General features: G+C 73.9%; 25 protein-coding genes. 18 read left to right on the top strand and 7 right to left on the bottom strand.

What is annotated here, in order from left to right; all coding sequences use genetic code 11:
* Positions 1–26: 26 nt before the first annotated feature.
* From OG774_RS28125 to OG774_RS28150, 6 genes are all read left to right on the top strand, one after another.
* Positions 27–818, top strand: coding sequence for an IclR family transcriptional regulator (locus OG774_RS28125; RefSeq protein ID WP_328305617.1), 792 nt, complete (start codon positions 27–29; stop codon positions 816–818).
* Positions 819–914: 96 nt separating this feature from the next.
* A complete protein-coding gene (locus OG774_RS28130; protein ID WP_328305618.1) occupies positions 915–2,282 on the top strand; it encodes an aromatic ring-hydroxylating dioxygenase subunit alpha in 1,368 nt (455 codons plus the stop codon).
* Complete coding sequence (locus OG774_RS28135) at positions 2,279–2,848, top strand: 3-phenylpropionate/cinnamic acid dioxygenase subunit beta (RefSeq protein ID WP_328305619.1); 570 nt, start codon at positions 2,279–2,281, stop codon at positions 2,846–2,848. The genes OG774_RS28130 and OG774_RS28135 overlap by 4 nt, the downstream gene beginning before the upstream one ends.
* Positions 2,845–3,069, top strand: a complete 225-nt coding sequence (locus OG774_RS28140; RefSeq protein WP_328305620.1) for a hypothetical protein — start codon at positions 2,845–2,847, stop codon at positions 3,067–3,069. Before OG774_RS28135 ends, OG774_RS28140 begins: the two co-directional genes overlap by 4 nt.
* The gene (hcaB, locus tag OG774_RS28145; protein ID WP_328305621.1) at positions 3,062–3,841 is read left to right on the top strand and encodes a 3-(cis-5,6-dihydroxycyclohexa-1,3-dien-1-yl)propanoate dehydrogenase; all 780 of its coding nucleotides are present in this window, start codon (positions 3,062–3,064) and stop codon (positions 3,839–3,841) included. The genes OG774_RS28140 and hcaB overlap by 8 nt, the downstream gene beginning before the upstream one ends.
* Positions 3,838–4,587 carry a class II aldolase/adducin family protein gene (locus tag OG774_RS28150; RefSeq protein WP_328305622.1) on the top strand — a complete coding sequence of 250 codons (750 nt, stop codon included), beginning with the start codon at positions 3,838–3,840 and terminating at the stop codon, positions 4,585–4,587. Before hcaB ends, OG774_RS28150 begins: the two co-directional genes overlap by 4 nt.
* Here OG774_RS28150 and OG774_RS28155 read toward each other — a convergent pair.
* The 4 genes from OG774_RS28155 to OG774_RS28170 form a co-directional block, all read right to left on the bottom strand.
* Positions 4,541–5,587 (bottom strand): beta-ketoacyl-ACP synthase III, encoded by a 1,047-nt coding sequence (locus tag OG774_RS28155; RefSeq protein ID WP_328305623.1) that lies wholly within the window; start codon positions 5,585–5,587, stop codon positions 4,541–4,543. The two genes, OG774_RS28150 and OG774_RS28155, sit on opposite strands and share 47 nt — an antisense overlap.
* A 116-nt stretch (positions 5,588–5,703) precedes the next feature.
* Complete coding sequence (locus tag OG774_RS28160) at positions 5,704–6,933, bottom strand: cytochrome P450 (protein WP_328305624.1); 1,230 nt, start codon at positions 6,931–6,933, stop codon at positions 5,704–5,706.
* Between the two features lie 9 nt (positions 6,934–6,942).
* Positions 6,943–7,899, bottom strand: a complete 957-nt coding sequence (locus tag OG774_RS28165; protein WP_328305625.1) for a PDR/VanB family oxidoreductase — start codon at positions 7,897–7,899, stop codon at positions 6,943–6,945.
* Between the two features lie 82 nt (positions 7,900–7,981).
* Entirely contained in the window at positions 7,982–8,758 is a 777-nt protein-coding gene (locus tag OG774_RS28170) for an IclR family transcriptional regulator (RefSeq protein ID WP_328305626.1), read from the bottom strand.
* Positions 8,759–8,948: 190 nt separating this feature from the next.
* Here OG774_RS28170 and OG774_RS28175 point away from each other — a divergent pair, with 190 nt between their 5' ends.
* The 10 genes from OG774_RS28175 (at position 8,949) to OG774_RS28220 (ending at position 18,899) form a co-directional block, all read left to right on the top strand.
* A complete protein-coding gene (locus OG774_RS28175; protein ID WP_328305627.1) occupies positions 8,949–9,482 on the top strand; it encodes a methylenetetrahydrofolate reductase C-terminal domain-containing protein in 534 nt (177 codons plus the stop codon).
* Complete coding sequence (locus OG774_RS28180) at positions 9,479–10,456, top strand: methylenetetrahydrofolate reductase (protein WP_328305628.1); 978 nt, start codon at positions 9,479–9,481, stop codon at positions 10,454–10,456. The genes OG774_RS28175 and OG774_RS28180 overlap by 4 nt, the downstream gene beginning before the upstream one ends.
* 4 nt (positions 10,457–10,460) lie before the next feature.
* Positions 10,461–11,948: a hypothetical protein gene (locus OG774_RS28185; protein WP_328305630.1), complete on the top strand. Its 1,488-nt coding sequence runs from the start codon at positions 10,461–10,463 to the stop codon at positions 11,946–11,948.
* On the top strand, positions 11,948–12,985 hold the full coding sequence (locus OG774_RS28190) for a hypothetical protein (protein WP_328305631.1): 1,038 nt from the start codon (positions 11,948–11,950) through the stop codon (positions 12,983–12,985). The genes OG774_RS28185 and OG774_RS28190 overlap by 1 nt, the downstream gene beginning before the upstream one ends.
* A 32-nt stretch (positions 12,986–13,017) precedes the next feature.
* Entirely contained in the window at positions 13,018–14,184 is a 1,167-nt protein-coding gene (locus OG774_RS28195; protein ID WP_328305632.1) for an acyl-CoA dehydrogenase family protein, read from the top strand.
* Complete coding sequence (locus OG774_RS28200) at positions 14,184–15,434, top strand: acetyl-CoA hydrolase/transferase family protein (protein ID WP_328305633.1); 1,251 nt, start codon at positions 14,184–14,186, stop codon at positions 15,432–15,434. The genes OG774_RS28195 and OG774_RS28200 overlap by 1 nt, the downstream gene beginning before the upstream one ends.
* A gap of 40 nt (positions 15,435–15,474) precedes the next feature.
* Positions 15,475–15,675 (top strand): helix-turn-helix domain-containing protein, encoded by a 201-nt coding sequence (locus OG774_RS28205; RefSeq protein ID WP_274191466.1) that lies wholly within the window; start codon positions 15,475–15,477, stop codon positions 15,673–15,675.
* Positions 15,676–15,770: 95 nt separating this feature from the next.
* Positions 15,771–16,187 carry an ester cyclase gene (locus OG774_RS28210; protein ID WP_328305634.1) on the top strand — a complete coding sequence of 139 codons (417 nt, stop codon included), beginning with the start codon at positions 15,771–15,773 and terminating at the stop codon, positions 16,185–16,187.
* Between the two features lie 74 nt (positions 16,188–16,261).
* Positions 16,262–18,580, top strand: coding sequence for an endopeptidase La (gene lon, locus OG774_RS28215; protein WP_328305635.1), 2,319 nt, complete (start codon positions 16,262–16,264; stop codon positions 18,578–18,580).
* A gap of 1 nt (position 18,581) precedes the next feature.
* Entirely contained in the window at positions 18,582–18,899 is a 318-nt protein-coding gene (locus OG774_RS28220; protein WP_328305636.1) for a winged helix-turn-helix transcriptional regulator, read from the top strand.
* Here the strand turns inward: OG774_RS28220 and OG774_RS28225 are convergent.
* Both OG774_RS28225 and OG774_RS28230 read right to left on the bottom strand, forming a co-directional pair.
* On the bottom strand, positions 18,865–19,638 hold the full coding sequence (locus tag OG774_RS28225) for a hypothetical protein (RefSeq protein WP_328305637.1): 774 nt from the start codon (positions 19,636–19,638) through the stop codon (positions 18,865–18,867). The two genes, OG774_RS28220 and OG774_RS28225, sit on opposite strands and share 35 nt — an antisense overlap.
* 70 nt (positions 19,639–19,708) lie before the next feature.
* Positions 19,709–19,861 carry a CsbD family protein gene (locus OG774_RS28230; protein WP_328305638.1) on the bottom strand — a complete coding sequence of 51 codons (153 nt, stop codon included), beginning with the start codon at positions 19,859–19,861 and terminating at the stop codon, positions 19,709–19,711.
* Between the two features lie 113 nt (positions 19,862–19,974).
* Between OG774_RS28230 and OG774_RS28235 the strand changes: the two genes are divergently transcribed.
* On the top strand, positions 19,975–20,442 hold the full coding sequence (locus tag OG774_RS28235; protein ID WP_328305639.1) for a hypothetical protein: 468 nt from the start codon (positions 19,975–19,977) through the stop codon (positions 20,440–20,442).
* A gap of 10 nt (positions 20,443–20,452) precedes the next feature.
* On the opposite strand, the gene OG774_RS28240 is transcribed toward OG774_RS28235, so the two are convergent.
* Positions 20,453–20,782, bottom strand: coding sequence for a hypothetical protein (locus OG774_RS28240; protein WP_274198111.1), 330 nt, complete (start codon positions 20,780–20,782; stop codon positions 20,453–20,455).
* A gap of 102 nt (positions 20,783–20,884) precedes the next feature.
* On the opposite strand from OG774_RS28240, the gene OG774_RS28245 reads away from it, so the two are divergent.
* On the top strand, positions 20,885–21,985 hold the full coding sequence (locus OG774_RS28245; RefSeq protein WP_328305640.1) for a hypothetical protein: 1,101 nt from the start codon (positions 20,885–20,887) through the stop codon (positions 21,983–21,985).
* Positions 21,986–21,990: the final 5 nt, after the last annotated feature.

Below are 21,990 nucleotides of genomic sequence, written 5' to 3' on the forward strand. Positions count from 1 at the left end.
GAGCAGACGGTCCGTAGGCTCGGCCCATGGATCGCGCCTCGCCGGCGACGGCCCCCGAGTTCGGGTCGCCGCCGCAGTACCCGATCGACTCGGTGGACAACGCGCTCAAGGTCCTGCTGCTCATGGGCGACCAGCCGCGGCTGCGCCTGACCGACGTCAGCCACTACCTCGGCGTCGCCTCCTCGACCGCGCACCGGCTGCTGGCGATGCTGCAGTACCGCGGCTTCGTCCGGCAGGACACCGCCACGCGCAGCTACGTGCCCGGCCCGTCACTGGACGGCGTCGCGATGGGGATCCTGCGGCGCCTCGACGTGCGCACCCGCGCGCACCCGGTGCTCGAGAAGCTCAACGCCGACCTCGAGGAGACCGTGCACCTGGGCCGGCTCGAGGGCGACCAGGTGCACTTCATCGACTCCCTGGAGAGCAGCCGGGCGCTGCGCGTCGGGGGCCGGCTGGGGCGGTCGGTACCGGCGCACTGCACGTCGAACGGCAAGGCCATGCTCGCGACGCTCACCGACGACGAGGTGGCCCTGCTCTACCCGCACGAGCAGCTCGCCCGCATGACCGACCACTCGATCGGCACGCGCACCGAGCTCTTCGCGGCGCTCGCCGCGATCCGCCGGGACGGCTACGCCACCAGCCACGAGGAGAGCGAGGAGGGCGTCGGCTCGATCGCCGTCGCCCTGACCGCCGCCCGCACGCCGCACCACGCGATCAACGCCTCGGGACCCGTCAGTCGCCTCGGCGAGCCGCGCTGGTCCGCGATGCTCGTCGCGGTCCGCGAAGCCGCCCGCGAGATCGACGCGCTCCTCCTCTGACGTGCGTGACCCGGTGTCTTGACGGCACCCGGTCGTGGACCGCACTCTCTCCTCAGAGGAAACGTTGTCTGCGGAGCAGAAGACGGGAGCTCTCCCATGAGCGACCACGGGGCCGTCCTCGAGGACGTCCGGCGCGGCATGGTGCCCGCGCACATCTACAACGACGAGGAGCTCTTCGCCCTCGAGAAGGAACGCGTCTTCGGGCGCTCCTGGATCTTCGTCGCGCACGAGTCCGAGGTCCCGCAGCCCGGCGACTACGTGGTGCGCCGGGTCGTCGACGACTCCTTCATCATCAGCCGCGACGAGTCGGGGGTCGTGCGGGCGCTGTTCAACATGTGCCTGCACCGCGGTATGCAGGTCTGCCGCGCCGAGGTGGGCAACGCCTCGCACTTCCGCTGCCCGTACCACGGCTGGTCGTACAAGAACGACGGTCGGCTCGTCGGCCTGCCGTTCCACGGCGAGGCCTACGGCGGCGAGGAGGGGTTCCGCAAGAAGGGGCAGACGCTCCTGCCGGCCCCGTCGCTCGGCGTCTACAACGGGCTGATCTTCATCAGCCTCGACGCCCACGCGCCCCCGCTGCGCGAGTACCTCGGCGACTTCGCGTTCTACCTCGACCTCTACACGCAGCAGAGCCCCGAGGGCATCGAGCTGGTCGGCCCGCAGCGCTGGCGGGTGAAGGCGAACTGGAAGATCGGCGCCGAGAACTTCGCCGGCGACAGCTACCACACGCCGCACACCCACTCCAGCGTCGTGGAGATCGGGCTGTTCCGGGAGCCGAAGGCCTCGAAGCGCAAGGAGGGCGCGCTCTACTGGGCGGGCAGCGGCGGCGGGACGACCTACAAGCTCCCGCCCGGCACGCTCGACGAGCGCCTGCGCTACGTCGGCTACCCCGACGAGATGATCGCGCGCATGCGCTCCACCTGGAGCGACACACAGCTGCGCATGGTCGGCGACGACGGCTTCATGGTCTCGGCGGCGTCGGTGTTCCCAAACCTCAGCCTCGTGCACAACTGGCCGAAGGTGGAGAACACGGAGTCCGATGACGTCGTCCCGTTCATCTCCCTGCGCCAGTGGCAGCCGGTCTCGGCCGACGAGACCGAGGTGCTGTCGTGGTTCGCGGTGGACCGCAACGCCCCGGAGCGCTTCAAGGAGCTCTCCTACAAGGCCTACCTCATGTGCTTCGGCTCGACCGGCATGTTCGAGCAGGACGACGTCGAGAACTGGGTGTCGATCACGTCGACGGCCGCGGGCTCGATGGCGCGACGCCTGAAGCTGAACAACCGAATGGGTCTGCTGGCCGACGACGAGCCGGTGTCGGCGCCGCTCGCCCACTTCTCCGGGCCGGGCGTCGCCTACGTCGGGTTCGGCGAGTACAACCAGCGCGCGATGCTGCGGGCGTGGGCCGACTGCCTGGAGACCCCCGTCGCCGAGCCCGGGTCCGTCGACCTCGGAGGAGTGTCGTGACGCTCGCGCCCGCCCCCCGCACCCTCGGGCGCTGCCTGCCCTTCGGCGACCCCCGCCACCTCGAGGCGCACCAGTTCGTCGTCGACGAGGCCGCGCTGCTCGACACCCAGGACTACGACACCTGGCTCTCCCTGCTCACCACCGACATCCGCTACCTCATGCCGGTGCGTGTGACGACCGCGCGCGGCGCCGGGTTCGACACCGCGACGGGGATGGCGCACTTCGACGAGGACCACTACTCGCTCTCGCGCCGTGTCGCGCGCTTCGCCACCGAGCACGCGTGGACCGAGGACCCGCCGTCGCGCCTGCGCCACCACGTCGGCAACGTCCGGACGTTCGCCGTCGACGGCACCGAGGACGAGGTGATCGTCGAGTCCGCGGTGCTGCTCTTCCGCAGCCGGGGCGACGTCCGCGAGCCGTCGCTGATCTCGGCGGGCCGCGAGGACCTGCTGCGCCGCGACCCGTCGTGCACCGTGCCCTCGGCCGGGCACTGGATGCTCGCCCGCCGGACGATCAGCGTCGACGAGTCCGTGCTGCGGACCCAGAACCTGGCGATCTTCCTGTGAGCGGGGAGGAGATCATCGTCGCCAACGAGTTCGCCGAGATCCGCGTCCGCAAGGTCGAGACGCGCAACGGTGCGCGGCTGATGATCGAGTGCCCGCGCTCGGGACAGTGGGTGGCGCTGTGCCCGCTGGAGCTCGAGGCGCTGACCTGGCAGTCCGACGAGGTGTTCTCGACGATGGTCGGCAACCCGTACGGGTCCCTCGACATCGGGCCCGATGACTGACTGGCTCGCCGGCCGGCGCGCCCTGGTGGTCGGCGCCGGCTCCGGCATCGGCCGGGCGGTGGTCGACGCGTTCCGCGCCGAGGGCGCCCGGGTGGCCGTGCTGGAGAAGGACGCCGACAAGGCGGCGGCGCTGCGGACCGACGGCGTCCCCGTCGTCACCGGCGACGCCACCACCCGCGAGGACAACGAGCGCGCGGTCGCGGCGACGGTGGAGGCGTTCGGCGGCCTCGACCTGTTCGTCAGCTGCGTCGGGATCTTCGACTTCTACCGCGGGCTCGGCGACATCGACGCCGGCGTCCTCGACGCCGCGTTCGACGAGGTGTTCGCGGTGAACGTCAAGAGCCACCTGCACGGGGTGCGTGCCGCCCTGCCCGAGCTGCGCGCGCACCGGGGCTCGGTGGTGCTCACGTCGTCGACCTCGGCGTACTACCCGGGCCGCGGCGGCGTGCTCTACGTGGCGTCGAAGTTCGCCGTGCGGGGGCTGGTGACGAGCCTGGCCCACGAGCTGGCCCCGGAGGTGCGGGTGAACGCCGTCGCCCCCGGCGGCACCGTGCACACCGACCTGCGGGGCGCCGCGAGTCTGGGGATGGACGGCGAGCGCCTGGACGACGGCCCCGAGCGCGCCGCCGGGATCGCCGCGCGCGTGCCGCTGCAGGTGGCGCTCGCCGGCGAGGACCACGCGTGGAGCTACGTCTTCCTCGCCTCGGAGCGGGCCCGGGGCATCACCGGCGACGTGGCCCACCCCGACGGCGGGATGGGAGCGAAGGGGTGAGTCGCGAGCTCGTCGCCACGGCCTGCCGGGTGCTCGCGCACCGCGGCCTCGCCCCCGGCGTGCTCGGGCACGTCGGCCTGCGGGTCGGGCCCGACCGGCTGCTCGTGCGCTGCCGCGGCCCCCGCGAGCGCGGGCTCGCGTTCACGACGGCCGAGGACATCCGCCTCGTGACCCTCGACGGCGAGCCGGGCGCGACGGGCGAGCTCGACGACGGCTACGCGGTCCCGAACGAGCTGCCGCTGCACACCGAGGTGCTGCGCGCCCGCCCCGACGTCGAGGCCGTCGTCCACGCCCACCCGGCCGACACCGTCGCCGCCGACCTCGCGGGCCTGGCCCTGCGCCCGATCGCCGGCGCGTTCGACATCCCCGGCGCGCACCTCGCCGCCGGCGGCGTCCCCGTGTACCCGCGGGCGGTCCTGATCCGGAACCGCGCGCTCGCCGCCGAGATGGTCGCGGCGATGGGCGACCGGCCCGTCGTCGTCCTGCGCGGGCACGGCCTCACGGCCACCGGCGCGTCGGTGCCCGAGGCGGTGCTGCGCGCCCGCAGCGTCGACACGCTCGCCGGGCTCACGCTCGCCGTGGCGCACGCCGGCGGGCTCCCGGTGGACCTGCCGCCCGAGGACCTCGCCGAGCTCCCCGACCTCGGCGGCGGCTTCACCCACGACACCGCCTGGCGCCACGAGGTGGCGAGCCTGCCGGTCAGTCCTCCCGGGGCGCCGACGACGGCGCCACCGGCGGCAGGGTGAGCACCTGGGCGGCGTAGGTCAGGCCGGCGCCGAAGCCGCAGACCAGGGCGAGGTCGCCCGCCCGGACCTCGCCGCCCGTCAGCAGCGCGTGCATCGCCAGCGGCACCGAGGCGGCCGAGGTGTTGCCGGTGTCCACCACGTCGCGGGCCACGGCGACGCCGTCGGGCAGGGCCAGCGCGCGCACGATCCCGTCGGTGATCCGGTTGTTGGCCTGGTGGGGCACGAAGGCATCGAGGTCGTCGACGCCCACCCCGGCGGCGGCGAGGGCCTTCTCCGCGAGCGGGGCGATCTGGGTGCTGGCCCAGCGGAAGACCGCGGGGCCCTGCATGCGCAGGCCCGGCACCCCGTCCCCGGCGCCCCCCGCCGCCTCCTGCCAGGTGGGGGAGTGGACGATGAGGTCGGCCTGCCCCCCGTCACTGCCCCAGGCCACGGGGCCGATGCCGGGCTCGTCGGCGGGCCCGACGACGACCGCCCCGGCCCCGTCGCCGAAGAGGAACGCGGTGCCGCGGTCGCGCGGGTCGAGCAGATCGCTCATGCGCTCGACGCCGATCACGAGCACGTGGCGGGCGGTGCCGCCGCGGATGAGCGAGGCCGCCACCTCGAGGCCGTAGCAGAACCCGGAGCACGCGGCGCCGAGGTCGAATGCCGGCGCGGTCGTCCCGAGCTCGGCGGCGACCCGGGTGGAGACCTGCGGGGACGCGGTGTCGGGCGACATCGTCGCGACGAGGACGGCGTCGAGGGCGGAGGCGGTGAGACCGGCGGCGGTCAGGGCGTCGCCGGCCGCGGCGGTGGACATGGCCACGACGGTCTCGTCGACCCCGGCGAACCGGCGCGTCCGGATCCCGGAACGCGCGACCACCCAGTCCGGGTCGACGTCCTCGAGCGGCGCGCAGACCTCGTCGTTGTCCACCGTGCGCCGCGGCCGGTACGCGCCCAGTCCCAGCAGTCGTTCCCCGGTCGTCACGGGGGCGGGACGGGCGGCGATGGGGGCTGGCGGCACGAGGGGGACCTCCACGAGGGTGCGGTCACGCCGTGGTGGACGACGCCCGCACTCCACGGTGCCGGTGGTCCGCGGTTACTCGGAAGTCCTACTAATCAGTACGGCCATGTCAATGGTCACAGGCCCGCGAGGTGTAGCCGCACGGGCTGGGTCGCGAAGGCGTGCATCGTGTTGTTGAGGTGGCGGGTGGGCTCCTCCGCGACCTCGATCCGTGCGACGCGGGCGGCCAGCGCGGTCAGCAGCGCCTCGGCCTCGAGGCGGGCGACGTGCTGGCCGACGCACTGGTGCAGGCCCATGCCGAAGCCGACGTGGCCCGACGGGTCGCGGTCGAGGTCGAAGGCATCGGGGTCGTCCCAGTGGCGGGGGTCGTGGTTGGCGGACCCGAGGAACATGAGGATCTTGGCGCCCTCGGGGACGACGGTGTCGCCGACCGGCACGTCGACCTCGGCGGTACGGAAGAACGTCTGGACCGGCGACTCCCAGCGGATCGCCTCCTCGAACGCCACCCGCGACAGCGTCGGGTCGACGCGCAGCCGGTCCCAGGCCCCGGGATGGGTGGCCATCGCGCGCAGGACGGCCCCGAGGCCGTGGACCGTGGTGTCGACGCCGGCCGAGAGCAGCGAGCGCACCACCAGCGGCGCCTGGTCGTGGGTGATGTCGCCGCGGTCGGCGGCGGCCCAGATCGCGGCGCCGAAGCCGTCGTCGGAGAGCACCTCGCGGGCGCACTGCGCGTTGACCCACCCGGCGTGCTCGGCGACGTGCGGCGCACCCTTCGCCACCAGGTCGTTCGGCGGGCCGAAGGCGTTGAACAGGTGGTCGCCGTAGGGCAGCAGGTGCTCGCGGCCTTCGCGAGGGATGCCCACGGCGTCGGGGAACACACGCAGCGGGAACGCCTCGGCCAGCGCGGGCATGGCGTCGACCTCGACGACCGGGCCTGCGCCCGCGAGCAGGGCGTCGACGTGCTCCTCGGCCGCCGCGAACCACCGCTCGCGCAGCCGGCGCAGCGCCCGCGGGCCGAGGATCGGCGCGAGCACCCGGCGCGGCGCGTCGTGGTGCGGCGGGTCGGCCTCGAGCAGCAGCGACGGCGGACGCCACGGCGCCTCGCGGCGGAAGTTCGACAGGCCGACCCCGGCCGACGAGCAGAACCGCTGCCAGTCGACGAGCGCGGCGTGCACGTCGGCGTAGCGGCCCATGCCGTACAGGTCGTCGTAACGGGTCAGCGGGACGACGGGCCCGGCGTCGCGCAGCGCCGCCTGGAACGGCAGCGGATCGGCGAGCACCTCGGGGGAGAACGGGTCGACGGCGGCGACCGCGGGCAGGGCGGTGCTGGTCACGGTGGTGGTCATGAGGCGCTCTCAGAGGTCGAGGACGAGACGGTCGGTGCAGGACCGGGAGACGCACGGGAACATGCAGTCCCCGGCCGCGCGCTCGTGGTCGGCGAGGATCGAGTCGCGGTGGTCGGGCACGCCGCCGAGCACGGTGGTCTCGCAGGTGCCGCAGGTGCCCTTCTCGCAGGACGACAGGGTCGTCGCCCCGGCGTCGCGGGCGGCCGCGAGCACCGAGATCTGCGGGGTGACCGTGACGGTCGTGCCGGTGCGGGTGAGCTCGACGGTGAACGGGGCGTCCCGCACGGGCGCGCCGACCTCGGCGGCGGTGAACCGCTCGGTGCGCAGCCGGTGGGGCGCCCAGCCGGCCGCGGCGACCGTCTGCTCCACCGCCGCGAGCAGCGGGGCCGGGCCGCAGCAGTAGACGACGGTGTCGGTGCGCGGCTCGCCGAGCCAGGACGCCAGCGGCAGCAGCCCCGCCTCGTCCTGGGGCACCACGTGCACGCGGTCGCCGTACCGGGCGAGGTCGTCGAGGAACGCCATCGAGGCGCGTCGGCGCCCGCCGTAGAGCAGCGTCCACTCCGCGCCGACCCGTTCGGCCTGCGTGACCATCGGCAGGAGCGGCGTGATCCCGATGCCGCCGGCCACGAAGACGTAGCGCGCCGAGGGCACCATCGCGAAGTTGTTCCGCGGCCCGCCGAGCGTCACCGGGTCGCCCGCCGCGAGCTCGTCGTGGACGTAGGCCGAGCCGCCCCGGCCGTCGACCTCGCGCAGCACCGCGACCCGGTAGCGATGGGCGTCCCACCGGTCCCCGCAGAGCGAGTACTGGCGGGTCTCCCCGTTCGCGAGGGTGACGTCGATGTGGGCGCCGGGCGTCCAGTCCGGCAGCCGGCGCCCGTCCGGCCGCGCCAGCTCCAGGACCGCGACGCCCTCGGCGGCCGGTGCCTTCCCGGTGACGACGAGGCGGTCGACGGCGGTGCTGTCCATGTGCCGAGCATGACGAGGCCGCCGCCGTGGTCGGAACGCCGTTCTCATTCAATGAGACGACCCACGTGAGCGATGTTCCCGGCTATTGGCGGGAACTTCGCTCACGGGGGTGGTCCTGCGTGAGACGGCGCTCGATCTGCCGGGCCCCGGCCGTGAGCACCGGCACGTACCCGCGGGCGTGCTCGTCGTTGGGCACGATCACCGACACCGCCGCCGCGACGTGGCCGGTCTCGTCGCGCACCGGCACCGCGATGCCCGTCGCGTCGACGTGGAGGAAGCCGGGGCAGAGCACGAACCCCTGGCGGCGCACGTCCGCGAGGCGGCGCCGCAGCTCGCCGGGGTCGGTGACCGTCATCGGCGTGAAGCGCGCGAGCGTCCCCGCGAGGATGCGCTCCTGGAGGACCTCGGAGCCGTAGGCGAGCAGGACGAGGCCCGACGAGGACGCGTGCAGCGGCAGGCGCGCCGCGATCCGGGTGTAGTTGATGACGGCGTGCTCGGCGGAGAGCCGCTCGACGAACAGCACCTCCTCGCCGTCGAGCACCCCGAGCTGCGCGTGGTGGCCGACCACCCGCAGGAGGTCCTCGAGCACCGGCATCGCGAGCTCGCGCAGCGACGACGTCGGCGACGCCCGCGAGCCGAGCTCCCAGAGCCGCGTCCCGATGCGCACGCGCCGGTCCTCGTCGCGGGAGAGCAGGCCGTGCCCGACGAGCTCCGCGATCAGCCGCGACGCCGTCGCCACCGGGAGGTCGGCGCGGCGGGCGACCTCCCCGACGGTGAGCACCGGGGACCGCGGGGTGAAGGCCTCGAGGATGCGCACGACGCGCTCGAGCACCGACTCGCCGGACCCGGATCGCGCCACGGCGTGACCGTAGGACGTCGACCCCGGCCCGGTGCTGCTCCAGGAGGCCCAACCGCGCCCGGTCGCTTGTCGGACACCACAAGGTCGCGCGTCCGAACCTTGGTGTCGGCCCCGAGGGATCGGCGCCGCCGGGCTGCCAGGCTGGGATGCGCGTCACACCCACGGCTCTCGGTGGTCAGGAAGGACCCGTGTGGACCCCGTCCCGGACACCTCGTGGCCCCGCCCGCGCACTCCCCGGATCTCGGCGCGGGCGAGCTACGCCGCCCACGCCGTCCTCGCCCGCAACGGCGTCTACCGGGCGCTGGCGTCGTTCGTCGAGCGCCACCCGGGGCTCGAGCGGGCGTTCACCCGCGGCGAGCGCGTCAGCAAGGAACAGCTCTTCGGATGCCGGATGTGCGGGCAGTGCGCCCTGCCCGCCACCGGCTACGCGTGCCCGCAGACCTGCCCCAAGCAGCTGCGCAACGGACCCTGCGGGGGCGTCTCGCCGGAGGGGCGCTGCGAGGTGCACCCGGAGATGACCTGCGTCTGGGTCACGGCCCACGAGCGCGCCGAGGCGTCTGGCCACGGTGAGGACCTGGACCGCCTGCAGCGTCCGCTCGACCACCGCCGGTGGGGCCAGAGCTCCTGGCTCGACCACTGGCAGGGACGCGACGCCGACCTCTGGACCGCGCCGCGCGAGGACCGGCCGCTGCTGCGCCGCGAGCTCGGGCTGACGCCGCGGTGAGGACGAGTCCCGGGAACGGCCTGCGCGCGACCCTCGCCGCAGGCCGCTTCGCCGTCACCGCCGAGATCGGGCCACCCCGGGGCGCCGACGCCGGCGCCGTGGAGGCCAAGGCCGAGATGCTGCGGGGCTGGGTGGACGCCGCGAACGTCACCGACAACCAGGGCGCGCACGTGCGCATGGGCAGCCTCGGCGCGAGCGTCCTGGTCCAGCGCGCCGGTGTCGAGCCGATCATGCAGGTGACCTGCCGCGACAGGAACAGGATGGCGCTGCAGTCCGACCTGCTCTCCGCGGGCGCACTCGGCATCCCCAACGTCCTGCTGCTCACCGGCGACCACCCGCGCTACGGCGACCACCCCGACGCGATGCCCGTCTTCGACCTCGACGGCGTGCAGCTCACGTGGACCGCCCGGACCCTGCGCGACGAGGGCGAGCTGCTCTCCGGGCGCGAGCTCGCCGGGCGGCCCGGCTGGCTCATCGGTTCGGTGGAGAACCCGTTCGCGCCGCCGGCGTCGTTCCGCGCGCGGCGGCTCGCGAAGAAGGTCGTCGCCGGCGCGGAGTTCGCCCAGACCCAGTACGTGTTCGACGTCGACGGGTTCGCCCGCTGGATGGCCGACGTCCGGGACCTCGGGCTCCCGGAGCGCTGCGCGGTGCTCGCGGGCGTCGGCCCGGTCCGTTCCCTGCGCGTGCTGGAGTACCTGCGCACCGGTGTCCCGGGCATCCACGTCCCCGACCACCTGGAACGCCGGCTGCGCGGCGTCCCGTCCGACCGCGTGGCCGCCGAGGGCATCCGCGTGTGCGTCGAGACGATCGAGGCGCTCCGCGAGCTGCCGGGCGTCGCCGGCGTGCACCTCATGGCGTTCGGCTACGAGCGCGGCGTCCCCGACATCCTCGCCGCGGCCGGGTTCTCGCCGGACCGCGGGCCCGCCAACGACGCGTCGCCGCGCGCGTTGTCCGCCGTTCCCGGAGAGGGCTGACGCCATGCTGGTGGACCTCCGACCCCACGCGCGCCTGCGCGGCACGACCCCGGTGGACCTCACCACCGCGGTCACCCCGGTGCTCGAGGCGCTCGGCGAGGACGACGCGGACCTGGACCGGGTCCGGGTGGTCTGCGACTGGGTGCAGTACAAGCAGAGCTTCCGCGACGTGGTCGACGTGCGGCCGATCCTGTCGTGCGACGGTTCTTCGGGCTCCGTCCCGACCCCGACGCCGATCAGCGTGCGTGACGACGACCTCGAGGTGGCCGTCGACCTGCGACGCAGCGGCGGTGTCGCGCTCAAGGAGCTGACCGCGGCCCGGCTCGGCGCCGACCCCGGAGCGCGCGTGCACCTCGAGGACTGGGGGCCGGGCAGCAGGAGCTGCATCTGGGACTTCAACGCCCTGTACTGGTCGCACCTGCGCCTCTGGGAGGAGGCCACGGGTCAGAGCTACGAGCAAGCGCTGCCCGGTGGGGAGAGCGACGCGCGCAACCGGGACGGTGCCCGGGCCCTGATCGACGACCTGTTCGAGGTGTGGGACGGCCTCCTGGCGTCCGGCGCGTTGCCCGACCAGCTCTACGTCGTCGAGCTCGGCGTGGGCAACGGCAGCCAGGCCAGGGTGTTCCTCGACGAGTTCCGCGCCCGCGACCGGGCCCACGGACGCGGCTACTACCGGCGCCTGCACTACCTGATGTGCGACTACTCGCAGCACGTCCTCGACCTCGCGCGGGCGACCGTCGCCGGGCACCGCGACCACGTCAGCTCGTTCGTCCTCGACGCCACGCGGCCGCGGACCTCGCTCGGCTTCCTGACGGTGAAGGTCTTCCTCGTCTACATCTCCAACGTCTACGACAACCTGCCCACCGACGAGGTCGCCCAGCTCGGCGGCCGCACCTACTGCGTGCAGACCCGCGCGCACCTGCCGGCCGCGCCCGCCGCGGAGATCGCCGCGCAGGTGGGCGCCGAGCCGTGCGAGCTCCCGGGCCTGGTGCGCAAGCTGCTGCGTCTCGGTCCCGAGCTGCTCGTCGACGCCGCCCCCGCCCACATCCCGGACCTCGCCGCGGCCGTCGCCTTCTGGCGCCGGGTGTGGGCGGAGATCCGCCTCGAGGAGCGCTACGTCCCGCTCGGCGGGCTCGACCTCTACGCGCTCGCGCCCGGCGTGAGCGGCGAGATGCTGCGCCCGCTGCTGGAGTCCGGCGCCGACCTGCGGATGCACGTCAGCAACGGCGCGCTGGCGAGCTTCGTCGACACCCTCCCGCTGCTGCACCCCTACGGGAAGCTCGTGTGCCACGACCTGTTCGTCACCGAGACCCAGGCCTACCGCACGCACTTCCGCGGGCCCGGGAAGTACGACGGTTCGGTGGTCAACTGGGTCAACGGCCGGCTGCTCGCCCACGTCGCCCGACGCCGGGGCTTCGACGTGCAGTACGCGCCGTTCGCGCACCGCAGCGGCGGCAACATCGTGACGATGTCGGCGCAGGTGATGGACTGATGACCGGGCTTCCCGTGCTCCCGACCACGGTCGTCGGCTCCTACCCCGTGCCCGAGTGGATGGAGCGGCTGACCAGCGACTACTACCGCGGGCGCATGAGCCGGGCCCAGCTCGACGACCTCCACGAGACCGCGATCAAGGCCGCGCTGCGGGACCAGGAGAACGCGGGCGTCGACATCGTCTCCGACGGCGAACTGCGTCGGGACAACGACATCGACTACCTCCTCGCCCGCCTGCCCGGGGTCGAGCTCGCCGAGACGGTCAAGGACTTCGCGTCCGACTACTACGACGTCACCGTCCCGCGCGTGTTCCCCGACACCGACACCGACCCCGACACCTACCCCGCCGCCCCGGTGCTCGGGCTCGCCGACGACCTCGCGTTCACCCGCGCCCAGACCGCCGCCCCGGTGAAGTTCTCCTTCACCGGCCCGTTCTCGCTGGCCCGCCGCGCCCGCAACCTCGCCTACGACGACCGCCACGAGCTGGCGCTGGCGATCGCACGGGTGCTCAACGCCGAGACCCGCGCGCTCGCCGCGCAGGGCGCGGAGCTCCTGCAGATCGACGAGCCCTTCCTCGCCGGCTACCCCGAGCAGGTGCGCGGGGCCGTCGAGGCCGTCAACGTGGTCACCGAGGGCGTGGACGCCCGCTGGGCGCTGCACGTCTGTTACGGCAACCGCTACGCCCGCCCGCTGTGGGAGGGGCACTACGACTTCCTGTTCCCCGCCGTCCTCGACGCCCGGGTCGACCAGCTCGTCCTGGAGTTCGCGCGCAAGGGAGACGACGACCTCCCCGTGATCGAGAAGTTCGGCTGGGAGCGCGCGATCGGGCTGGGCGTCATCGACGTCAAGAGCGCCGAGGTCGAGACGCCCGACCTCGTCGCCACCCGCATCCGCCGGGCCCTCGACCTCGTGCCCGCCGACCGGCTGGTGATCAACCCCGACTGCGGGCTGCGGCACCTCACCGGCCCCGTCGCCCGGGCGAAGCTCGCGGCGATGGCGCAGGGGGCGGCGCTGGTGCGGGCGGAGCTCCAGCGCTGACGGTCCGGCCGGAGCGCTGGTACGCATCGGGCATGGACTTCAGCGAATCCGAGGACCACCGGCTGATCCGCGAGGCCGTTCGCGACGTCTGCACGCGCTTCGACGACGACTACTGGGCGGGGTGCGAGAGCACGCACACGTTCCCGTGGGCCTTCTACGACGCGATGGCGACGGGCGGGTGGGTCGGGATCGCCGTCCCCGAGTCCTACGGCGGCGGGGGCCAGGGCATCGAGGCCGCGTCGATCGTGCTGGAGGAGGTCGCCGCCTCCGGGGCCTGCATGAACGGCGCGAGCGCGATCCACATGTCGATCTTCGGCATGCACCCGGTGGTGCGGCACGGCAGCGAGGAGATGCGCCGGCGCTACCTCCCGCGCATCGCGACCGGCGACCTGCACGTCGCGTTCGGCGTCACCGAGCCCGACGCCGGGCTCGACACCACGGCCATCACCACCCGGGCCGTCCGCGACGGGGACCTCTACCGGGTCACCGGACGCAAGGTGTGGACCTCGAAGGCGCTCGAGTCGGAGAAGGTCCTGCTGCTGGTGCGCACCACGCCGGCCGCGGAGTGCGCGACGCGCACCGAGGGCCTCAGCCTGCTGCTGGCCGACCTGCAGGACCCCGCGGTGACGATCACGCCGATCCCGAAGATGGGCCGCAACGCCGTCGCGTCCTGCGAGGTCTCCTACGACGGGCTCGAGGTGTCGGCCGACGACCTGGTGGGGGAGGAGGGCCGCGGGTTCCGCTACCTGCTCGACGGCCTCAACGCCGAGCGGGTGCTCATCGCCGCGGAGGCGCTGGGCACCGGGCGGGCGGCGCTGCGGCGCGCGGTGGCCTACGCGAAGGAACGCCGGGTGTTCGGTCGCAGCATCGGTGCGAACCAGGCGGTGGCGCACCCGCTGGCGGAGGCCCACGCCCGCCTGCACGCCGCCGGGCTCGTGGTGCGGGAGGCGGCGTGGACCGTCGACCGCGGGGAGCCCGCCGGCGAGGCGGCGAACACCGCGAAGTTCGTCTCCGCGGAGGCCGGCTTCTTCGCCGCCGACACCGCGGTGCAGACCCACGGCGGTTTCGGGTACGCGCAGGAGTTCCACGTCGAGCGCTACTTCCGCGAGGCACGCCTGCAGCGCCTGGCGCCGCTGCCCCAGGCGATGGCGCTGAACTACCTGGCGCAGTCGGTGCTCGGGCTCGAGCGCTCCTACTGATGCCCGACCTGGACCGACCCGAGGTGGGTCGCCACGTCCGACCCGGCGACGGCGTGTGGTGGAGCCAGGCCGGCGCCGAGGCGACGCCCCTGGTGGACGCGCTGCTCGACGCACTCCCCGCCATCGGGCCGGTGCGGGCGTTCTGCGGGCTCACGGTCAACCCCCGGCTGCGCACGCCCCCAAAGGAGCTGTCGCTGACGTCGTACGGCGCGCTGGGGGAGCTGCGCAACACCGACCGGCTCGACGTCGTGCCCGCGCACTACTCGGCGCTGCCGCGGCTGTTCGCCGAGCGCCTGCTGCCCGGCGACGTCGGGCTGGTCCAGGTCGCGCCGCCGGACCGCGACGGCCTGTGCTCGCTGGGCATCGGCGCGGACTACGCCGCCGACGCGGTCGCACACAGCCGGGTGCTGCTCGCGGAGATCAACGAGCGGATGCCGCGCACCACCGGCACGCCGGGCATCCCGCGCGAGCGCTTCGCCGCCGTGATCGAGACCGACCGCCCGCTCGCACCGGTGCCCGACCGTGCGCCGGACGCCGTGGACGAGGCGATCGCGGCGCACGTCGCCGGCCTGGTCGACGACGGGGACACCGTGCAGATCGGGGTAGGTGCGCTGCCGACGGCGATCCTCGCGGGGCTCGGCGAGCACCGTGACCTCGGCTTCCACGCCGGGATGCTCACCGATGGCGTGCGCCGCCTCGTCGAGCGTGGCGTGATCACCGGGGCGCGCAAGGAGATCGACCGCGGGGTGCTCGTGACCGGCACGGCGGTCGGGGGCCCCGCGCTGTACGACCGGCTCCTGGACATGCCCGTCGTGTTCCGACCCGCGAGCTACACCCACGCCCCGGAGGTGCTCGCCCGGCTGCACCGCCTGGTCTCGATCAACTCCGCGCTGGAGGTCGACCTCACCGGCCAGGTCGGCGCCGAGTCCGTGCACGGCCGCGCGCTCGGTGCGGTCGGGGGCCAGGCCGACTTCTCCGGCGCGGCGGCGCGCACCGGGGCCCGGTCGATCATCGCCCTGCGCGCGACCGCGGGCGGGCGCTCGACGGTCGTCGGGGCCTTGTCCGGGCCCGTGACCACCGCCCGTGCCGACGTCGACCTCGTGGTCACCGAGCACGGCGTGGCCCACCTGCGCGGGTGCCGGCTCGCCGAGCGGGCCGCGCGCCTGGTCGCGATCGCGTCCCCCGAGCACCGTGACGGGCTGAGACGTGGCCTGTCTCAATCCCGGACAGTTCCCGGAGAAGGTCCCTGAACCTGCCTATGGTCGCGACAGTCGAGGAAAGGGGACCTGGGTGCCGGACACGGGTGAGCAGCTCCGCGGGTCGGAGCGGGCGGTGCTGTCGAGGTACCTGGTCGAGCGCTACGCCGCCGGCGAGAGCCTCATGCGCCTCGCGCAGGACACCGGTCGGAGCTTCGGCCACGTCCGGCGGCTCCTGATGGACGCCGGCGTCACCATGCGCCCCCGCGGCGGCAGTCGCCCCCGCACCACCTGAGCGGCCGGCTGAGCCCTACGTAGGTCTGCGTATCGCTGACGGTCCCGCGCCGGTGGGACGCTGCTCGGCCCAGGTGACCGGGCAGGAGGGGCGACATGACGGACACGGCCACGACGTTCGAACGCTTCGGCGAGGTGTGGGAGACGGGCGACGTGGACGTCGTCGACGAGCTGCTGCCCGCCGACGTCGTGTACCACCTGGCCCCGTTCCCCGACATGGACCGGGCCGGACTGAAGCAGTTCATGTCCGCCTTCCACGCCGCCTTCCCGGACTTCTCGCTGACGGTCCAGGACGCGTTCGACGCCGACGACCGCAGCGCCCACCGCTGGTCGTGCCGCGGGACGCTCACCGGCGACTCGGGGCTCCTGCCGGGGCCGCCCACGGGTGCGGCCACAGAAGCCACCGGCTGCCACCTCATCGCCTGGCGGGACGGCACGCCGATCGAGATCTGGCACCACGGCGACTGGCTCGGCTGGTTGCAGAAGGCAGGCGTCGTGCCGGCGCTCGGCTGAGGGCACGCGCCCGGAATACCGTAGCCACTTCAACACTTGTAGCTGCTATCAGTACGAGTGATGGGGTGACGAGAATGACCGAGCTGCTGCTGGTCCCCGTCGACGACAACGTGATCTTCCCGGGCATGACCGTCGTGGTCCCGGCCGCCGAGGTCGGTGCCGAGGAGGGCGAGCAGGTCCTGCTCGTCCCGCGCCACGAGGGTCGCTTCGCCACGGTGGGCACGGTCGCCGACGTCACGGGCCGCACCCGACTCCCGAACGGCGTGACCGCCGTGCAGCTCACCGGAGTGCACCGCGGCCGGGCCGGGACGGGCAACACCGACGAGGCAGGTCACCTGCGCGTCGACGTGGCGCCGTACCAGGACAGCACGGACCGCGACGGCCGGATCCGCGAGTTGGAGAGCACGTACCGCGTGGTGGTCGAGGAGATCCTCGAGCTGCGTGGTGACGACGGCCGCGTGTCGACGTTCCTGCGCGGCATCGACGAGCCCGGCGCGCTGGCCGACACCGCCGGCTGGGCGCCCGAGACCCCCTACGACGAGAAGGTGTCCCTGCTCGAGACGCTCGACGTGCGTGAGCGCCTGGAGCTGGCCCTGCGCCTGCAGCGCGAGCGGCTCGCCGAGCTGCAGGTGCGCAAGACGCTGCGCGAGGACGTCGAGTCCGGTGCGGCGAAGCAGCAGCGCGAGTACGTGCTGCGCCGCCAGCTGGAGTCCATCCGCAAGGAGCTCGGCGAGGGCGACGAGTCCGGCGGCGGGGACGACTACCGCGCGAAGATCGCCGAGGCCGGGATGCCCGACCCCGTGCGCGAGCAGGCCGAGCGCGAGCTGGCCCGCCTCGAGCGCAGCGGCGAGCAGTCCGGCGAGTCCTCGATGATCCGGACCTACCTCGACTGGCTGCTGGCCCTGCCGTGGTCGAAGGTCTCCGAGGAGCAGCTCGACCCGGCCGCGGCCCGCACCGTGCTCGACGCCGACCACACCGGCCTCGAGGACGTCAAGGACCGCATCGTCGAGTACCTGGCCGTCCGCAAGCTGCGCCGCGACCGCGGCGTCGAGGCCGACCGGCTCGGGTCGAACTCTGGCCAGGGGACCATCCTGACGCTCGTCGGTCCCCCCGGCACCGGCAAGACCTCGATCGGCGAGTCCGTGGCCCGCGCGATGGGCCGCGAGTTCGTCCGGATGTCGCTCGGCGGCGTCCGCGACGAGGCCGAGATCCGCGGTCACCGCCGCACCTACGTCGGCGCCCTGCCGGGCCGCCTGGTGCGGGCCCTGCGCGACGCGGGCACGATGAACCCGGTGATCCTGCTCGACGAGGTGGACAAGGTCGGCGCCGACTGGCGCGGCGACCCGTCCGCCGCGCTGCTCGAGGTGCTCGACCCGGCGCAGAACCACGCGTTCCGCGACCACTACCTCGACGTCGAGATCGACCTCTCGCAGGTCGTGTTCCTGGCGACGGCCAACCAGTTGGACACCATCCCGGGTCCGCTGCTCGACCGCATGGAGGTCATCTCCTTCGACGGCTACACCGTCGAGGAGAAGGTCGCCATCGCCCGGGACCACCTGCTCCCGCGGCAGATCACGAGCGCCGGCCTCACGGGCGGTGTCGACGGGGACGTGAGCGCCGACGAGTCCGCGCTGCGCCTCGTGGTGTCCGAGTACACCCGCGAGTCCGGCGTGCGGCAGCTCGACCGGGCGCTCGGGAAGCTGACCCGCAAGATCGCCACCGAGGTGGCGTCGGGGTCGCCGAAGGTCGTCGTCGACACCGAGGTCGTGCGCAAGCACCTCGGCCGGCAGCGGGTCTTCACCGAGGCCGTCGAGCGGACCGCGGTCCCCGGCGTCGCGACCGGCATGGCCGTGACCGGCGCGGGCGGTGACGTCCTCTTCATCGAGGCCGCCGGGATGGCGGGCGAGGAGGGCCTGATCCTCACCGGTCAGCTCGGTGACGTCATGAAGGAGTCGGCCCGGATCGCCCTGTCGTGGGTGCGCTCGCACGCCGCGGAGCTGGGCATCGCCGAGGACGCGTTCTCGGGACGGTCGTTCCACGTGCACGTTCCCGCGGGCGCGACCCCGAAGGACGGCCCGTCGGCCGGCGTCACCATGGCCACGGCGCTGGTGTCGCTGCTGACCGGACGCCCGGTGCGGCACACGGTCGCGATGACCGGTGAGCTCACGCTGCAGGGCCGGGTCCTGCCGATCGGCGGGGTGAAGCAGAAGGTGCTGGCCGCGCACGCGGCGGGCCTGACGCAGATCGTCGTCCCGGAGCGCAACCGCGCCGACCTCGACGACGTCCCCGCCGACGTGGCCGCGCAGCTGGAGTTCCACCCGTCGATGACGATCAGTGAGGTCCTCGACGTGGCCCTGGAGCCCGTGCCGCAGAGCCTCGAGGTGGCCGCCTGACATGTGCTCACGGGAGCCGGTACCGCCCGAGGTGCGCGCGCTGACGGCACTGCTGGAGCGACGCTGGTCGCTCTCGGTGCTCTACGCCGCGCACCTCGGTGCGGTCCGGTTCTCGGAGTTCGAGCAGGCCCTCGGCCAGGTGCCGCCCGCGACGCTCGCGGCGCGCCTGGCCGACCTCGAGGAGGCGGGGCTGCTCGAACGGCGGGTGCTCGACGCGCGCCCACCGCGCACCGAGTACGCGCTCTCCGCCGAGGGCCGCCGCCTCGCTCCGCTGCTGGAGGCGCTCACGACCTGCAGTCGGGATCGCCGGCCGCGCTGAGCAGCCGGTCCCCGGCCGCGACGGCGTGCGCGAGGCGCAGCGTCGTCGACAGCCAGAGCAGCACGTCGTGCAGGCGCAGGCGGGTCGGACGGGCGTCGCCCGTCGCCGCCGCCACGGCGTCCTCCAGCGCGGCGAACGCGTCCGCGTTGGCGCGCAGGTCCCGTCGCACCACGGCCTCGACGCCGCTGTCGCCCTCCTCGAGATGGGGGAGCAGCGCGCGGCGGGTGGTCCGGGTCAGGTGCGGGACGAGCTCGGGGTGCCGGTGGTGCAGGGCGGCCAGCACGTGCCCGGCGTGCGCGCCCGAGTCCTGCCCGATCCGGCGCAGATACGCCCCGACGGTGCCGGGCTCGCCGAGCACCGAGAGCTCCTCGTCGGACAGCTCCCAGAACGGGCGTCCGCCGGCCCGGGCGACGAGGGCGTCGACGAGCCCGCCGATCCCCGCGAGGGTGTCGTGCACGGCGTGCCAGCCGGCCTGGTCGAGGCGTCCGTGAAGGCCCTCGGCGAGCAGGATGTCGGCGTCGAGCCCCCCGCTCGCGGGGCGCGCGTCGAACCGTGCCCAGCCGAACGCCGGCACCTCGACCCACCGGCCCTCCGGGGTACCGGGCGAGCGGAAGCGCAGCCAGCGCCGGGCGCGGGCGTACCCGACGACAGCAGCCGTCGCGTGCGTCAGCGGCATCGGCTCGGGACCGAGGCACGGCAGGCGGAGGATCACCTCGGTGTCCTGCGTCCGCGTGGCCACGCCCCCCATCATGGGGGCGAGGGCGGGTCGCCGTCAGGCGGCGCCCGGATGGCCGGTCAGATGGTGCCGGTCAGGAGTTGCCGCGTTCCTTGACCTCGCCGACGACCATGTCCTTCTGGCCGCTCCGCTCGAGCTTCTTGTTGCCGGTGGCCTTGCCCGTGACCTCCTTGGCCTTCCCCTTGACCTGCTTCGAGCGGTTCTTGACCGTGTCGTCGGCACCCATGTGATCGAGATGCCCTGATCAGGAGGGTTCAGACGGTCACCACCGGAGTTGGGCCGGACGCGCGGCGGAAGAGTCCGTTCAGAATCCCGTCGTTGGTCCCTAGGGTCCACGCCATGGGTCTCTTCTCCCGCACCCCGCCCGTGCCGCTGCCCGAGCGCGAGGACCTGCGCCGGGCACTGAACGGCATGCACGCCAAGGACGCCGAGCGCCTCCGGTCGAAGCGCCACCTCGCGGAGGCGCTCGCCGCCGTGCCGGAGACGACCTCGGTCCGCGCCGTCCTCAGCGCCGTCATCACCGAGCCCCACACCACCGACCGCGGCCTACTGTGCGTGACGTCGATGGCGGTGACGTTCGACGGCGAGCACTCCGGACGCATGGAGTTCCCGATCGCCGCGCTGCGCGAGGTCGGCACGGTCGGCGCCGGCACCCTGCGCGTCGAGTTCGACGAGCTGGCCCCGGGCGTGCGCGCCCTCCCCGGGCGGGAGGCGCCCGACCACCTGGACTTCAGCGTCACCGCCCGGCCCGAGTCGGTGCGGTACTTCGTCGGGCAGGTGGAGGCGTCCGGGCTCCGGAGCCGCTAGCCGGTGTGCCCTACCCCGTGTGGTTGTCGCGCTTGCGCATCGCGATCGGCACGCCCGCCAGGTCCTCCTCGTTGCAGAGGAGCTTGAGGTCGTAGTACGGCGAGCCCTTGGCGTCGTCGTAGTCGAGGTGCACGGCGATGACGTCGAGGGGCTCACCGAGCCACTGCTCGGCCTCCCGCAACCAGGTCGCCGAGCGCTCGAGGGCGGTCGGGAGGTCGTCGTCGAGGAACTGGATCGGTCGGTAGGGGACGCCTTGGATCTGGTCCTTGCCGCCGGGCCGGGGGAGGTCCCGGGCCACGCCGAGGTCGTCGAGTGCCAGGTGCGTCGGGTGTTCGCCCACACGTACAGGGTCCCCTGCGCGGTGGAGCGCTCGCAATCGCCCCGGCGGGCGGAGCGCCGGGCGTCCCCCGCGGTGCGCCCGGAGTCACTACGGTCGTGATCCATGACCACGACCGCGGTGGCCGCGTCGACCGGTGACGGGGTACCCGCGCGTCGCCGGCTCCGCGGTCCCGTGCCGCGGGAGGACGCCGCCCGCAACGTCCGGCTGGTGGCCGTCGCCTTCGGGGTCACGGTGGTGGTCACCCGCCTCTACCTCGCGCTCACCGGCTACCCCCAGATCGGCGGGGCGACCTACCACCTCGCCCACGCCCTCTGGGGCGGGCTGCTCCTGCTGCTCGGCGGGCTCGCCGCCCTGATGTGGAGCAACCGCTGGGTGCCGCCGGCCACCGCGGTCCTCGTCGGCGTCGGCTCCGGGCTCTTCGTCGACGAGGTCGGGAAGTTCATCACCCGTCAGAACGACTACTTCACGCCGCTGGCGGCGCCGATCATCTACGTGGTCTTCCTGGGTGTGCTCGGGCTGGCGACGGTGACGCGCCACGCCCGCCTCGACCGGCCCCGGGCACTCGCCTACTCGGTGGCCGTCCGGTCGAAGGACCTCGCCGACGGCGCCCTGCGCCCGCACGACCGTGCCGCGCTGCTCCGCGACCTCGCGTCGCTGGAGGCCGACACGTCACGGCGCGACCTCGTCGCCTACGCCGCGGCGCTGCGCCCGGTCGTCGAGGCCGCCCCGCTCGAGGAGGCGCCGAGCCGGTCCCGCACCTGGGTCGCGGGCCTCGCCCGGGCGGAGGCGACGCTCGTTCCGCGCTGGCTGCACCGGATCGCGCTCGCCGCGGGCTCGGCGCTGCTCGGCCTGCTCTCGCTGGTCGGCCTCGTCGTGCTCGTCGCCCTGTGGAGCAGCCACCCGGACACGCAGATCGTCCTCGACGACCAGGTGGTGCCGCCGGGCACTCGGCCGCCGATGCTCGTCGTCGCCTCGGCGGGCGAGGCCGTCGTCGGCGTCCTGCTGCTGGTCGCGGCGGTGGCACTGGTGATCGGTCGCGATCGCGCGGGCATCCGCCTCTGCCGGATCGGGCTCGTCGTGGCGCTCGCCGGCGTCAACGTGGCGCTGGGCTACCTCGACGCGGAGCTCGTGGTGGTCGCCGTGGTGGCCGAGCTGGCGCTGCTCGTCGTCGCGACGCGGTACCGGGCGCGCTTCCTCGAGTGACGAGG

The sequence above is a fragment of the Actinomycetospora sp. NBC_00405 genome, from assembly GCF_036044095.1.
Taxonomy (GTDB): Bacteria; Actinomycetota; Actinomycetes; order Mycobacteriales; family Pseudonocardiaceae; genus Actinomycetospora; species Actinomycetospora callitridis.

Excerpts from the sequence above, each read along its gene's own strand:
- OG774_RS28125 (WP_328305617.1), top strand. The coding sequence starts at position 27 with ATGGATCGCGCCTCGCCGGCGACGGCCCCCGAGTTCGGGTCGCCGCCG.
- OG774_RS28130 (WP_328305618.1), top strand. The coding sequence starts at position 915 with ATGAGCGACCACGGGGCCGTCCTCGAGGACGTCCGGCGCGGCATGGTG.
- hcaB (WP_328305621.1), top strand. The coding sequence starts at position 3,062 with ATGACTGACTGGCTCGCCGGCCGGCGCGCCCTGGTGGTCGGCGCCGGC.
- OG774_RS28160 (WP_328305624.1), bottom strand. The coding sequence starts at position 6,933 with ATGACCACCACCGTGACCAGCACCGCCCTGCCCGCGGTCGCCGCCGTC.
- OG774_RS28165 (WP_328305625.1), bottom strand. The coding sequence starts at position 7,899 with ATGGACAGCACCGCCGTCGACCGCCTCGTCGTCACCGGGAAGGCACCG.
- OG774_RS28185 (WP_328305630.1), top strand. The coding sequence starts at position 10,461 with ATGCTGGTGGACCTCCGACCCCACGCGCGCCTGCGCGGCACGACCCCG.
- OG774_RS28190 (WP_328305631.1), top strand. The coding sequence starts at position 11,948 with ATGACCGGGCTTCCCGTGCTCCCGACCACGGTCGTCGGCTCCTACCCC.
- OG774_RS28195 (WP_328305632.1), top strand. The coding sequence starts at position 13,018 with ATGGACTTCAGCGAATCCGAGGACCACCGGCTGATCCGCGAGGCCGTT.
- OG774_RS28200 (WP_328305633.1), top strand. The coding sequence starts at position 14,184 with ATGCCCGACCTGGACCGACCCGAGGTGGGTCGCCACGTCCGACCCGGC.
- OG774_RS28210 (WP_328305634.1), top strand. The coding sequence starts at position 15,771 with ATGACGGACACGGCCACGACGTTCGAACGCTTCGGCGAGGTGTGGGAG.
- lon (WP_328305635.1), top strand. The coding sequence starts at position 16,262 with ATGACCGAGCTGCTGCTGGTCCCCGTCGACGACAACGTGATCTTCCCG.
- OG774_RS28220 (WP_328305636.1), top strand. The coding sequence starts at position 18,582 with ATGTGCTCACGGGAGCCGGTACCGCCCGAGGTGCGCGCGCTGACGGCA.
- OG774_RS28230 (WP_328305638.1), bottom strand. The coding sequence starts at position 19,861 with ATGGGTGCCGACGACACGGTCAAGAACCGCTCGAAGCAGGTCAAGGGG.
- OG774_RS28235 (WP_328305639.1), top strand. The coding sequence starts at position 19,975 with ATGGGTCTCTTCTCCCGCACCCCGCCCGTGCCGCTGCCCGAGCGCGAG.
- OG774_RS28245 (WP_328305640.1), top strand. The coding sequence starts at position 20,885 with ATGACCACGACCGCGGTGGCCGCGTCGACCGGTGACGGGGTACCCGCG.